At 69.0% G+C, this 13,510-nt stretch carries 13 protein-coding genes; 12 read left to right on the top strand and 1 reads right to left on the bottom strand.

What is annotated here, in order from left to right:
• The 12 genes from ACQUQD_RS35165 (at position 1) to ACQUQD_RS35220 (ending at position 12,706) form a co-directional block, all read left to right on the top strand.
• Complete coding sequence (locus tag ACQUQD_RS35165; RefSeq protein ID WP_428956233.1) at positions 1–1,785, top strand: Gp37-like protein; 1,785 nt, start codon at positions 1–3, stop codon at positions 1,783–1,785.
• Positions 1,785–2,801, top strand: coding sequence for a hypothetical protein (locus ACQUQD_RS35170; protein WP_428956234.1), 1,017 nt, complete (start codon positions 1,785–1,787; stop codon positions 2,799–2,801). The genes ACQUQD_RS35165 and ACQUQD_RS35170 overlap by 1 nt, the downstream gene beginning before the upstream one ends.
• An 18-nt stretch (positions 2,802–2,819) precedes the next feature.
• Positions 2,820–5,477, top strand: a complete 2,658-nt coding sequence (locus ACQUQD_RS35175) for a hypothetical protein (protein WP_428956235.1) — start codon at positions 2,820–2,822, stop codon at positions 5,475–5,477.
• Positions 5,477–5,743 carry a hypothetical protein gene (locus tag ACQUQD_RS35180; protein ID WP_428956236.1) on the top strand — a complete coding sequence of 89 codons (267 nt, stop codon included), beginning with the start codon at positions 5,477–5,479 and terminating at the stop codon, positions 5,741–5,743. The genes ACQUQD_RS35175 and ACQUQD_RS35180 overlap by 1 nt, the downstream gene beginning before the upstream one ends.
• 275 nt (positions 5,744–6,018) lie before the next feature.
• Positions 6,019–6,942: an N-acetylmuramoyl-L-alanine amidase gene (locus ACQUQD_RS35185; RefSeq protein ID WP_428956237.1), complete on the top strand. Its 924-nt coding sequence runs from the start codon at positions 6,019–6,021 to the stop codon at positions 6,940–6,942.
• Positions 6,939–7,292 carry a hypothetical protein gene (locus ACQUQD_RS35190; protein ID WP_428956238.1) on the top strand — a complete coding sequence of 118 codons (354 nt, stop codon included), beginning with the start codon at positions 6,939–6,941 and terminating at the stop codon, positions 7,290–7,292. The genes ACQUQD_RS35185 and ACQUQD_RS35190 overlap by 4 nt, the downstream gene beginning before the upstream one ends.
• Positions 7,293–7,301: 9 nt before the next feature.
• On the top strand, positions 7,302–7,673 hold the full coding sequence (locus tag ACQUQD_RS35195; protein WP_428956239.1) for a hypothetical protein: 372 nt from the start codon (positions 7,302–7,304) through the stop codon (positions 7,671–7,673).
• Positions 7,674–7,697: 24 nt separating this feature from the next.
• Positions 7,698–8,015 carry a hypothetical protein gene (locus ACQUQD_RS35200; protein ID WP_420032214.1) on the top strand — a complete coding sequence of 106 codons (318 nt, stop codon included), beginning with the start codon at positions 7,698–7,700 and terminating at the stop codon, positions 8,013–8,015.
• On the top strand, positions 7,978–8,190 hold the full coding sequence (locus tag ACQUQD_RS35205) for a DUF7620 family protein (protein WP_428956240.1): 213 nt from the start codon (positions 7,978–7,980) through the stop codon (positions 8,188–8,190). Before ACQUQD_RS35200 ends, ACQUQD_RS35205 begins: the two co-directional genes overlap by 38 nt.
• Positions 8,187–8,504 (top strand): putative phage holin, encoded by a 318-nt coding sequence (locus ACQUQD_RS35210; RefSeq protein ID WP_428956241.1) that lies wholly within the window; start codon positions 8,187–8,189, stop codon positions 8,502–8,504. Before ACQUQD_RS35205 ends, ACQUQD_RS35210 begins: the two co-directional genes overlap by 4 nt.
• Position 8,505: 1 nt before the next feature.
• A complete protein-coding gene (locus ACQUQD_RS35215; protein ID WP_428956242.1) occupies positions 8,506–10,821 on the top strand; it encodes a hypothetical protein in 2,316 nt (771 codons plus the stop codon).
• A 10-nt stretch (positions 10,822–10,831) separates the two neighbouring features.
• A complete protein-coding gene (locus ACQUQD_RS35220; protein ID WP_428956243.1) occupies positions 10,832–12,706 on the top strand; it encodes a hypothetical protein in 1,875 nt (624 codons plus the stop codon).
• Between the two features lie 23 nt (positions 12,707–12,729).
• Here ACQUQD_RS35220 and ACQUQD_RS35225 read toward each other — a convergent pair whose 3' ends face one another.
• Complete coding sequence (locus ACQUQD_RS35225; protein ID WP_428956244.1) at positions 12,730–13,449, bottom strand: hypothetical protein; 720 nt, start codon at positions 13,447–13,449, stop codon at positions 12,730–12,732.
• Between the last annotated feature and the right edge of the window lie 61 nt (positions 13,450–13,510).

Consider the following 13,510-nt stretch of genomic DNA (forward strand, 5'->3'; position numbering starts at 1 on the left):
ATGCCGGACACTTACGCGAACTGGGCGGCACTCGCCGCAGCCGAGACCGCCGGAGTCGACTACCGCATCGAGGTGCGCACCACCGACTCGGACATGTCCCACATCGCGATCCACGGCGGTGGCATTGAGGGCGGCACGACCGAGCTCGCCAACGCTACGGCGCTCGCGACGGGCGGCCAGTACTACTCGATGCTCGGCCTCAAGAACACTGGCAACTCGGTCCTGCACATCACGTCGACGCATTTCGACGAACCGCAGGCCGTCGCCATGCAGAACTCCGTGTACTACACGGTCTCCTACCACGGCTACAGCGGCGATGAGCGGATCACCCACCTCGGCGGCGCCGACCTCGTGCTCCGCGACGAGATCGGGGCGGCGCTCTCCGCGGCCGGGTTCGCCGTCGACATCGCCAGCACAGAGATCGACGGCAATGACCCGCTCAACATCACGCAGCGAAACCGGCGAGGCCTCGGCGTCCAACTGGAGCTGTCGCGCGGACAGCGGGCCGCGTTCTTCCCGGGCGGAGACCTGTCCCGGGCGATGCGCGAGTCCGGGCAGCGCACCCCCGCGTTCCGTGCCTACGTGGCCGCGCTGGCGTCGGTGCTGTCGCCGCCGGCTGACGACGGCCGGCTGCGGGTGTTCGCCCGCGACCAGAACTTGCAGCGCATCGGCCGCATCGACGACCACACGACCATCACGGTCGTGCCGCGCAAGAACGCGATCGGCGCGTACACACTGGAGATTTCTGCCGACTCTCCGCAGACCGGCCTGCTGGTCGAGGGCAATGGTCTGATCGTGCAGACCAGCCGGGGCGACACGGTCCTGTCCGGGCCGATCCGCACGGTTGACTGGGCCCGGTCTGCCACGGAGCCGGGCAAGCTGACGGTGGGAGGCGTTGACGACACCGAGGTGCTGTCCCGGTACACGTGCTGGCCGAACCCGACGTCGGCGATCGGGTCCCAGACCGCCTCCGTCTACAAGATCAGCACGGCGTCCACCGAGACCGGCATGCGCGACCTCGTCAACCTCAACGCCGGACCCGGCGCACAGGCCAGCCGCAAGCACCCGCTGCTCACCCTCGCCACCAACGGACTCCGCGGCCCCGCCCTGGCCCGCGAGGTCAACCAGTTCGACAACCTGCTGACCGTCCTCCAGGACATCGCCAACGCCGCCAACCTCGGCTTCCGCGTCATCCAGGTCGCCAGCAACCTCCAGTTCCAGGTCTACACACCCGCCGACCGATCCGGCACCGCGCGCTTCTCCTTCGGTCTGGGCAACCTGACCGACGCCAGCTACTCGACGACGCCACCCACCTGCACCCGGGCCGTCGTCGTAGCGGGCGGCGGTACCAGCCCCCGCGTCTGCAAGACCTACGACCGGGCCGACCCCCTGTTCCCGGGGCTGGTGTTGGAACAGTTCGTCGACCAGACATCCGTCGACACGGCCTCCGTCGACCTCGCCGCACAGATGGACCAGGCCGGCGCAGAGGCGCTCACCAACGGTGCCGGCAAGGGCTCGCTCGCGGTGAGCCCGGTCGACATCCCCGAGCTGCGCTACGGCCGTGACTACAACGTCGGCGACGTCATCTCCGCACAGCTCCGCGGCGGCGACTGGTACACGGACACGGTCGGCGAGGTCACGCTCACCGACGGCGCGGCGGACGGCACGCAGGTCAAGGCCACCATCGGCGGCGACGCCAGCGACACCGTCGTCGCCCGCATCTACTCCTACATCGCCCAGCTCAAGAAGGGTCTCGGGCGCCTGCAGACAAGGAAGGCCGCCTGATGGCCGAGTTCTCCGCGCCGTTCGACGGCGCCCCGATCACCACCGAACTCCAGTGGTCCCGGATGGCCCGCCGCTGGGGCCTGGACGGCGTCCACACCTACGATCCGAACGACTCCACGCTGAAGGTCACCGCATCCGGCGCCAACACCGTCCTCGTCGCACCCGGCGGGGCCTTCGTCAACGGCTTCTACTACAACAACGACGCCAACAAGACCTTGAGCGTGCCGGCCAACGCGGGTGGCACGGCACGCATCGACCTCGTCGTGCTGCGCGCCGACATGGCCGCGAACAAGGTCACCGCCGAGTACAAGACGGGAGGCACCTCCGCACCGACCCTGACGCAGGTCGAGAACGGCGTGTGGGAGATCCCGATTGCCCAGTGCGCCGTCGCCGCGGGAGCATCCGTCGTAGCCGCGGCCAACACGATCGACCGGCGCGTCATGACCGGCCGAGGGGTCCTGCCTGCGGTTCCTGGCGCCCGCCCGCCCGCGCTCAAGAACCAGCTGATGGTGGATAGCGGGAAGTTGTACATCGGCGACGGCGCCTCATGGATCTGGCTGGCCACGCAGGGCGTCGACGACTCCACGTACACGCCGGTGTGGAACTCGTCGACCACCATCATCAACTGGGGTTCCGGCTCGACGAACATCGGCCGCTACCAGGCTGTCGGCAAACGCGTCGACGTCACGATCCAGCTGATCCCCACCGGCAATCCGCCCGCGTACACGGAGCCGATCCAGGTCACGTTGCCGCCCGGTCTGCCCTGCACCATCGCCCACCGGTCCGTCTTCACCTGGACGTTCACCAGCGCCAACGGAGAAGGCGGCGCGGGCGGCTTCGGCTTCACGTTCCCGACCACGGACGGAACCAACAAGATCGCCCGTCTGCGGTATCCGACCTCCACCGGCAACAGCGTCAACGACACCCCCAATGCCTTGAACTTGCTGACCAATCAGCCCTTCAACATCCGCACCGGCGACGTCCTGACGATCGACGGCTCCTACTGGATCGACTGATCCGCCGAAAGGAAGACCATGCGTTACACATTCGGCGGGAGCCCCGCGGACTACGCCATGGAGCGCGTCGGGAGCACGCTCCAGCTGCGGCCCGGCGCGGTCGGCACCGTCTGGTCCGCCGCCACTGGCGGCACCCAGTACACCGACCTGACCGACCCCATCCTCAACCCGATCACGCAGGTCACCGCCGACAGCGATGGAGCCGTCGCCTTCCTCGGCCCCGACGGCGTCACCCTCGTCTACGTCGACTTCGGATACGGCCGCCGCTACGCCATGACCACCACCAGCCTCGGCAGCGTCCTGGCGGACTTCATCGCCTCCAAGGGGCAGGCTGGCGGTATCGCAGGACTCGACGAGACGGGCAAGGTGCTGGCGTCCCAGCTTCCGACCGGCTCCGGCGGGGGCAGCATCGCTTCCGCCTATCGGCTCGTTGCCGCGTCGACCGCCCCGAGCGACGTGAAGGCCGCAGCCCAGTACGTCTGCGACGGCGTCGCTGACGATGTGCAGATCCAGCAGGCCATCGACGCCACGAAGGCGGCCGGCGGCGGCGAGATCGTTCTCACCTCGGGCACGTTCAACTTGGCGGCTCGCCTGCTATTCGAGGGCGCCGACGACGTGAACGTCGAACTCGACGTGCGGCTGCGCGGTCAGGGCCCCAAGTCGACGACGCTGGTGGCTGCGTCCGGGCTGGTCTCGGCGATGCACCTGTCCAAGGTCATCCGGGTTCATTTCGGGGACTTCGGCGTGAGCGTCGTCGGCGGCACGCACGGCATCTCGTCGGCGACGACGAACGCGACGAACTCCGGCCACCGCAGCTTCTGGCACTCCTCGTTCAAGAACCTGCAGATCAACGGGCCGTGGGACGGCTCGCACTCCGGGTGGGGGCTGTACCTCGGCTCCCCGTTCCGGTCGGTGTTCGAGAACATTGAGCTCGGCGGCGTCGGCAACGGCATGCGCATGTTCTCCGAGCACGCCGACTTCAACCCCGGCGACTGCATCGTGACCAGGATGTTCGTCGAGTCCGTCGGCAACAACAAGATCGCGTACCAGGTGGATTCGACCACCACCAACGGCGTCATGAACCAGATCGAATTCATGATGTGCGAAGCCATCGCATCCGGCACCGGCTGCACCGGCATCCACATCAACGGCACCGGCGGATGGGGCACCACCCACACCCACTGGCGCGGCATCAACCTCGAAGACTTCGACAAGCTCCTGCACGTCGAACGCGGGGCCGACAACGACTTCCGGTTCAACCACATCCAGTTGCGCGCCACGGCAGGCCTGACCGCGTTCACCTTCGGCGCCAACTCCTTCAACAACGCCGTCCTGTCGACCGGCCTGCTGTACGCCGCCGCGAACTGCAAGCTGTTCGCCGACGCCAACACCATCGACGTCAACTCGCCCAACCGCGTCGAGAACAGCCGCATCTACAGCGAGACCAACGTCAAGGTCACCAGCAGCGTCAACGCATCCGCCAGCACCCTCCGCCGCAACATCGTCGGCAACACCACCGTCAACACCCCCGGCGGGCCCGGCATCTACGTACCGCCCGGCTGGGGCAAGACCTGGGCCGCCAAGAGAGACGCCGCCGCAGCCGGCTCCGGCCTGGCCCGCATCGTGACACTCGGCGGATCGGCAACCCAGGGCATGTACGCCTCCAACCCCCGCACCAAGTCCTGGCCCGGCGTTCTCGCCACCACACTCCAGGGCCTGTACGGCGACGGCGGCTCCGGCCTCCAGCAGGCATCCCTGTCCGCAGCGATCCTCTCGTCCGGGGATGCCGCCGCGCTGTCCGCCTGGACCACGGCCGGCGCCATCGTCACCGCGACGGGGACGTGGCTGCAAGGCGGATCGAAGTATGGCCCCGGCGCCAACTACATCTACAACGACGTGGCCGGGTCGACGCTGACGTTCAAGCCGCGCGGCACCACCGTCAAGATCTATACGGTGGTCGGATCCGGCACCCGCCCCGCGATGCTGTACTCGATCGATGGGGCAGCGGACGTGTCCGTCGCCCAGCCCTCGGGCACCGCGGCGATCCAGACAACCACGATCACGGGCCTGTCCGACGCCACCCACACCGTCGTCCTCAAGGTCGGCACCGCATCCACCGGCCAGTATCTGTCCGTGTGCGGCGTCGCCGGGGAGCGCTCCTCGGGTGTGGTCATCAACAACTGCGCCCTGGCCGGGGCGACCAGCGCGACGTTCGCGAACAACGCGACGACGGCCCTGAACGCCACCTGGAACGGCGGCGTCGACTACCCCTGCGACCTTGCCATCTACACGGCCGGACCCAACGACGCCGCCGCGAACACCACCGGCGACACGTGGGCGGCCAACGTCGCCAAGTGGATCAAGGCGGTGCGGGACACCGGCGCCGCGACCGGCGACACCGACATCATCCTCGCCACCCCCCACCTCGGCACCCACGACACCACCAACTTCAAATACCAGGACTACGCCGAACGGGCCCGCGCCCTAGCCGACGTCTACAACTGCGCGATCGTCAACTGGTGGACCCTCGGCCGCAACAGCTGGCAGTACTGGAACAGCCTCGGCTACTGGGGCACCAGCGCAGGCACGGGCGCCGCGGGCACCGACGCCGTCCACATGTCCGACGCCGGGTTCGCGTTCATGGCCGGCGCCGTAGCCCCACTCCTGGCCAGCTGATGGGCGACGGACTCCGGACGGGCAGCATCGCTGGCGCGCTGCCCGCACAGACCGGACTGCGCGTGGACGTCACTGCGCCGGCCGGGACGGACGGCGGGAACATCCCGGCTGGGGGAGCGGTCGTGGCGTGGGTACTGGTCGCCGACTCGGGCGTGGCGGGCGGCGCGCGCCTGGACCCGGTGTTTCTGGCGGCTGGACAGGCGTGGACCCCAGACCAGTACCGGGCCGCCTACGGGCAGGCGTTGGACGTCAGGGTGCGGGGATAGCGGTGACGGTGAGGGTGCCGTCATCGGCGATCTCCGTCACCTCTCCCCGTAGTTGCCAGGTCCGGCCGTTCTCCTCGTACTCCAGGCGGGCGGGGAAGGGCGGCGGGCCGGGCCCGCACGACCGGGCCCGCCGCTGGGGGAGTGCAAGGACCGGTCGGACTCCCCGCACCGCAGCATACGCCAATCCCTTCGATTCGTAGGCTTGATGCGCTAGTTAGCCTATGATTCGAAGGTGAGTGCTGCGTTGGAGTCGGCACACCGCACCGGAGGCACCCATGGCCACACCGCTGACAGCCCAACAGATGCTCACCGCCCTCAAGGCGGAGGGCCTCACCGTCCACGAACACACGGGCTGGCCAACCCACAACCGAGACAAGGCCACAGGCAAGACCTTCGGCCCCGTCATCGGCGTGCTCATCCACCACACCGCCGGACGTGGCGACAAAGAACTCTGCTACAACGGCCGTTCCGACCTACCCGGACCGCTCTGCCACTCCTGGCTCGGCAAGACCGCGGGCCTGTGGATGCTCGGCCACGGCCGCGCCAACCATGCCGGACTCGTCGACCTCGACGTCCTCAACGCCCTCCGCGCCGAGAGGTCCCCGCTCCCCAAAGACGACCAGGCCAACGCCGACGGCAACGACTGCCTGTACGGCCTGGAGATCGAAAACCTCGGCAACGGCAAGGACCCATACCCGGCCGCCCAGTACCGCAACGCCGTCCTGTGGGCCGCCGCCCTCTGCCGCGCCCACGGCTGGACCGAAAAGTCCATCGCCGGACACAAGGAATGCCAGCCCGGCAAGATCGACCCGTCATTCGACATGGACATCTTCCGCGCCGACGTGAAGAAGCAGCTCGCCACCAAGCCCGGCAAGCCCGCCACCACGCCGAAGCCCACCCCGTCCACACCGCGCGTCGACCTCTCGCGGCTCGTCGCCGCCGCGAAGACCGACCCGGGCGCCAAGCAGGGGCACGTCACGTACATGGCGGGCACCAACCTCGTCGAAGCCGCCCTCGTCAAGCTCGGCCACCTCGGCAAGGCCTACGCCGGCGACGGCTCCTTCGGCTCCACCACCGTCACCGCCTACGCCAAGTGGCAGCGCTCCCTGGGCTACAGCGGCAAAGACGCCGACGGCATCCCCGGCAAGAGCTCGCTCACCGCGCTCGGCAAGAAGGCCGGGTTTGAGGTCGTCGCGTGATCCTCAACCTGACGCCGCACCCCATCCGGATCTACGCCGACGACCGGCCCGACGGCGTCGACGAACCGGACTGGGGACTCCTGCGCGTCATCAACCCGGAGCCGACCCCGGCCCGCCTCGACATGGAACCCCAAACCCGAGTGCATCGCGACGGCATCCCCGTCGAGCGCATCGAGTACGGACACATCGAGGGCCTCCCGGACCGTCAGGGCGGCCTCAGCTACATCGTCTCGCTCCCCGTCGCCCTCGCCATCACACCCCGGCGCAGCGACCTCCTCGTCCCCTACCGCGAAGTCCGCAACAGCACCGGCACCGTCATCGGCTGCCGCCAACTCGCCCAACCCGTCTAGGAGAACACCGTGAGACTCTTCGGCCGCGAGCCCGTCTACCTGCTCGGCTTCATCGCCGCCGCCCTCCAGGCCCTGTCCGCGTTCGGAGTCGACATCTCCGACGGCACCCAGACCGCCATCAACGCAGTCTCCGCCGCGGCAGTCGGCGTCATCACCGCGATCGTCCTGAAGAACGGCGCGCTCGCCGCCATGCTCCTCCAGTTCGCCCAGGCCGTCATGGCGCTCTGCGTCGGCCTCGGGCTCGACTGGTCCGCCGAGCACCAGAGCAAGGTGATGGCCGCCATCGCAGCGGTCCTGACCCTGTGGCTGCGCGAGAAGGTCACCGCCCCCGTCCCCGAGACCAGGCTCGAACAGACCAGCCCCGTCAAGACCGCAGCCTGATCAGACCCACGAGCGGAGGCTCCGGTGAATGAGTTCTTTGGCGTCGCCCCCACCGACGCAGGAGCCGTCGCACTCCTAGTACTCGTCGTCCTGTTCATCCTCACCGGCCGGCTCATCCCGAGGCGCACCCACGAGGATCTGATAGCCGACAGAGATAACTGGCGGGCTGCCTTCCTCGAGTCGGAGGCTGCCCGCAAGGCCGACCATGATCAAACCGAAGAGCTGCTCGAGATGGCCAAGCTCACCGGCCCCCTTCTCGCCGCCCTCCCACAGCCCCTACGCGCCGGGGAGGAGGTGAACCCCGGTGATCGCCTGGATCCGACGCCTCCTCGGAGGCCATGAACGACCCGACCTGCGAGCGTCCGAGGCCGCCCTAGAGCGGTCTCGGACTGCACGGAAAGCAGCAGAAGCACGACAGCCCAGCGTCGACGCAGCCGTCGCCCCCCTCCGACGGGCCCGTCAAGAGAACCACCTCGCCGAACGAATCGCTGAGGCGTTCAGAGGAGCAACATCATGAGGGACATCACCGTGGACCAGTGGATCAACATCGGCGGCTCAACCATCGCAGCCATCGCCTGCCTGGTTTTCATGGTCAGCTACCACGCGAAAGCCACATGGTGGCGAGGCGAGATCGGCCGCAACCTCATGCTGTTCGCCGCCGCCGTCGGACTCCTCTGCACCTACACGGTGCTCATCAGCTTCTGGCCCGACGGCTGCTTCGCCATCGTCATGCGCGGCGTCCGCACCGTCACCGTCCTCGCCATCGCCACCCTCATGATCCAGCGCACCCGCCTGCTCCTGAAAGCCCAGCGAGAACACCCCGGAGCGTGAGATGCCCTTCCCGGACGGCACCCCCACGACGCGCGTCCACTACACCGCCATGACGCCAGCCGGCGGCCGAGCCATCCCGCGCAGCCGCTGGGTGAAGTTCACGCCGTCCGTGCCCGCGGTCACCATGGCGGATGACGAGATCGTGTTCACCGGCTCCGGCACCTACCGGTTCAACCGGCGCGGCCAACTCGTCGACCCAGAAGGCGCGATCGGCGTCCGGCTACTCCCGAACGACGTACCCGGCTGCAACCCCACCACCTGGTACTGGACCGTCACCGACCACTCCGGCGAGCAACCCCGCACCTACACCATCCACCTCAGCGTCGACCAGCCCGTCATCGACCTCTCCAAAATCCAGCAAGTCGACCCGGACGCTACCGAATACCTGCCCGTCGCAGGCCCGGCAGGCGCCTCCGCCTACGAGATCTGGGAAGCCCAGCCCGGCAACGAAGGCCGCACCGAAGCCGAGTTCCTGGCCACGCTCGTCGGCCCCCAGGGCGAGCAAGGCGAACGCGGACCCGCCGCCGCAGTCGACTGGACCGTCGTCACCCCGCAGGCCATCGGCGCCGACCCCGCCGGCTCCGCAGCCCAGGCCAAGACCACCGCGGTCAGCACCGCCGTCGGCCACACCACCGAAGCGCTCGCCGCCGAAGTCGAACGCTCTGACTCCGCCTACGAACCCACCGGCGCCGCCCAGAGCGCGCAACAGGCAGCCGTCACCAAGGCCGAGACCACCACCGCCGACGCCATCGCAGCCGAGAAGACGCGAGCCGACGCCACCTACGAGGCGAAAGGCGCAGCGGCCACAGCCCTCGATACCGCCCGCAGCTACACCGACACCGCCGTCACAGGCGAGGCATCCAGGGCCGACGCCGCCTACGAGCGCGCAGGCTCGAGCGCCAACACCCTCCAGCAGCTCCGCGACTTCGTGACCGAGACCGTCGACGCGGAACGCGCTCGAGCCGACGCCGCCTACGAACCCCGCGAAGCCGACGGAACGACGGGGCCGGAGGCCATCGCCTACATCGACACCGCCGTCGCACAAGAGCGCACTCGCTCCGACGCCGCCTACGACCCTGCCGGTGCAGCCGACCAGGCACGCCAGGCCGCCGCCGGAGAAGCCGCCAGCCTCGCCGCCGCGGAACGCCAACGCGCAGACGGGGCCTACGAGCCAGCTGGCGCCGCAGGGCTGACGCGACAGGCGGCCGTCACTGACGCGGCCGCGTACACCGACACGCAGGTGGCGGCAGAACGGCAGCGAGCCGACAGCGCCTACGACAAGGCCGGGGCCGCCACGGCGGCGGGCGACCAGGCGAAGCAGGACGCGGGTACCAAGCTCGCCCAGGCTATTGCGACCGAGCGGGCCACATCCGACGGGAAGTACGATCCCGCCGGCGCGGCAGCTGCCGCACAGACTGCGGCCCGTGAGCACACGGCCGCCGCCGTACAGGCGTCCGCGACCACGGAACGCACCGTCTCCGACGACCGCTACGACCGGTCCGGCATCGGACTCTCGGCCGCCAAGAGCGCATTGGACGCCGCCAAGACGTATACGGACCAGCAGACGGCGGGGGAGAAGGCGCGGGCCGACGGCGCCTACGACGCCACGGGAGCCGCTACAACCGCCGCGACCGGTGCCGTGGCCACAGCCAAGACGTACACCGACCAACAGGTGACCGCAGAGAAGCAGCGGGCAGACGGGGCCTACGATGCCGCCGGGGTTGCCACAGCGGCATTGTCCGCAGCGAAGACCTACACCGACCAGCAAGTGGGTACAGAGAAGGCGCGTGCCGACTCGGCGATCCAGACGGCAATGAACGGCGAGCAGACCAGAGCCGACGCCGCCTACGCCAAGGGCACCGACAGCCGGCTGACGGACGCGCGCACCCCCAAAGGGCACGCTACGAGTCACAGCTCGAGCGGCGCCGACCCCGTCAACCCTGCCGACATCGGCGCCGCCACCACCGCAGCTCTCACGGCGCTCGCCGCCCGCGTCACAGCCCTAGAGACCCGGGCGGCCGCGCTGGAAACCCGCAGGCTGACAGGCACTACAGGCAAGGCCACGCCAACCCTCAGCCTCGGCGCCGGCGCGAGCGTCGGAATCCCTGTCACGTTCGACAGCCCGATGCCGTCCACCACCTACACGGCGATCGTTCAACTCGACGGCGCACAGACCCTGCTCAGCAGCATCGTCGTGGTCTACCCGATCACCAGCAAGACCACGACGGGCTGCACTGTCACCCTCAAGAACACGAGCCTGCTCGCCCTCGGACAACCGGTCACCGTGCAGGTCACCGCCATCCAGATGAGCAGTTGAGGAGCCTGCCATGTACTTCCCCGACGGCATCCCCACGGTCCTCGTCACCTACGGCGCCAACACTCCGGCAGGCGGCGCGCCAGCCGAGGGCACGGTGCGGTTCACGCCCAGCGTCCCCGTCATCGCCCTCGCCGAACACGACCGCGTGTTCACCGGCAGCGGCACGTACAGCTTCAACTCGGACGGCGACCTCGTCGACCCCGAAGGCGCCGTCGGCGTAAGGCTCCTCCCGAATGACCTCGACGGGATGAATCCCTCCGGCTGGCAATGGCTCGTCACCGTCAGCGTCACCGGCACCCCCGCACGCTCCTTCAGAATCTTCATCGACTCCAGCCAAGAGCAGGTCGACCTCGCCGACCTGGAACAAGTCGACCCCGCCAAGGCCGACTACATCGCCGTACCCGGCCCCAAGGGAGACAAGGGAGACCCGGGCGACGACGGCACCGGGGGAGGATCGCTCACCGCAGCCAACGCCTACACCGACAACGCCATCGCCGGCGAGGTCACCCGCGCCAACAACGCCTACGACGCGAAGGGCGCAGCCACCTCCGCCCAGATCGCCGCAGCGGCCGACGCCACCAGCAAGGTCAGTGCGCACGTCGCCGCATCAGACCCCCACGGCGACCGCGCCGCCGCCACCACCGCGCTCGGCGCGCACGCAGCCGCGACCAGCACCGTCCACGGCATTGCCGACACGACGGCGCTCGAGACGAAGACCGGAGCGCAGGCCAAGGTCAACACGGCGATCGCCACCGAGCAGCAGCGCGCCGACAACGCCTACGACCCGGCCGGCTCCGCGAGTGCCGCACAGGCAGCCGCGACCAGCGCCGCAGCAGCAGACGCCACTACGAAGGCCAACGCTGCCGTCGCATCGGCGGGCACGGACGCCACCGCCAAGGTCACTGCTCACACTGAGGCAACCGACCCGCACGGAGACCGAGCAGCGGCCAGCAACGCCCTCGCCGCCCACGTCACCGCCACTGATCCGCACGGCGATCGAGATGCCGCTGCCACCGCGCTTGCCGGGCACGCATCCGCGACCGATCCGCACGGGGATCGCGCCTACGCCGACGGCAAGCTCGCCAAGACCAGCAACCTCTCCGACCTGCAGAGCGCAACGACCGCCCGCAACAACCTGGGACTCGGTGACGCCGCAACCCGCAGCGTCGGCACCACCAGCGGCACCGTCGCCGCCGGAAACGACAGCCGCCTCAACGACGCGCGCACCCCGCTCGCCCACAAGGCCAGCCACGCCACGGGCGGCAGCGACCCACTCACCGCAGCAGACGTCGGCGCCCTGCCGATCTCCGGCGGCACCCTCACGGGGCCGCTAGCCACCACTGGGTACGCGCTCGGCCAAGACACGCCAGCCGCTCACGGGCTCGCTGGCTGGTGCTATCCGCCGGCGCTTGCCGTCAACAGCACGCAGTTGGTCAACGGCGTCCTCTACCTGGTGCGCATCAATGTCGCTGCCGACGGGCCCGTCTCGAAGATCTGGTGGTGGATCGGCAACCCCGGGTCGTCGCCCGTCGCGGCCAGGAACGAAGTCGGCCTGTACAGTTCCAGCGGCAACCTGCTTGCCGCCGCGAATGTCGACTCCGTCATCTCCTCAGCAGGCCCGAAGTCCACGACGATCAGTAGCCAGAACGTAGCGGCGGGCGCGTTCTACTGGGCTGGCATGGTCTTCAACGCCGCGACCCCGCCCACGCTGACTCGGGCATCCGGCTGGACCGGCGTCGAGACCGCCGCCAACTTGAACATGGCGCCGCAGGCCTACTGCTTCGCCATGAACGGGTCCGGCCGGACCGCACTCCCCACGTCATTCAACCCTGCGTCCAACGCGGGGACGGACTTCGCCGGACCGTTTGCAGCTATCGGCAACTGAACGATACCCACCCCTCGTAGCGTCTAATATTCGCCCTCCATGCCCTTCTTCAGCTTGGCGAGCTCCGGCCCAGTCTCCTTCGCTGGCGCCTTCCACTGGAACGCCTGGCCGGTGCCATCCACGTAGACGAGCTTGCCGCCCCGCTGCGTCTTGCTGATGTCGAACGCGATCGTGCGCCACGCCCACGAACCTGCCTGCACCTTGCCGCCGCCCGTGAAGCCCTGCGGCGTGATGCTCGACGCATCGTTCTCGCCCTCGTCCAATGCCTGCCCGTCGGGGGCAATCCACTGCCAGCCGCCGCCACCAGCCGGAGCAGACTCCGCCGCAGCAGCATCGCCGACTGCCTCATCCTTGACGGTGATGATGGCGAATAGCCCGTTCACCGCCTCGGACCCCATCGCCTTCTCCTGGTAGGTGATGGTCGTCGGCGTCACCTCGAGCGTTCCGCCACCCGTGTCGAAGTCCTGGTCGCCGGTCGTGCTGGCCGGCTTCCCCCACGCCAGCTTGCCTGTGCCAGCCGTCCCGTCGCCGCCGGTGCCCGCGCCTTCCTCGGGGCCGGCGCTCGCGTCGCCGCCTTCGTCGGAGCAGGACTTCATCCACTCGGCTTGGCTGAGGCTCTCGTCGGTACAGTCGACCTTGTTCTTGGCGCTCGACTTCGCCGGGCTCGGCTTCGTCTCGGCCTTGTCGTCGCTGCCGCTACCGCCGCATGCGGTGAGTCCGGCCAGTAACAGGGCAGCCGTCACGGCTGCAGCGCGAACGCGCATGATTCCCCCCAGAGTTGAGCTAGCCGGAACACGGTATGCC

The sequence above is a fragment of the Streptomyces sp. cg35 genome (genome assembly GCF_050410835.1).
Classification (GTDB): Bacteria; Actinomycetota; Actinomycetes; order Streptomycetales; family Streptomycetaceae; genus Streptomyces.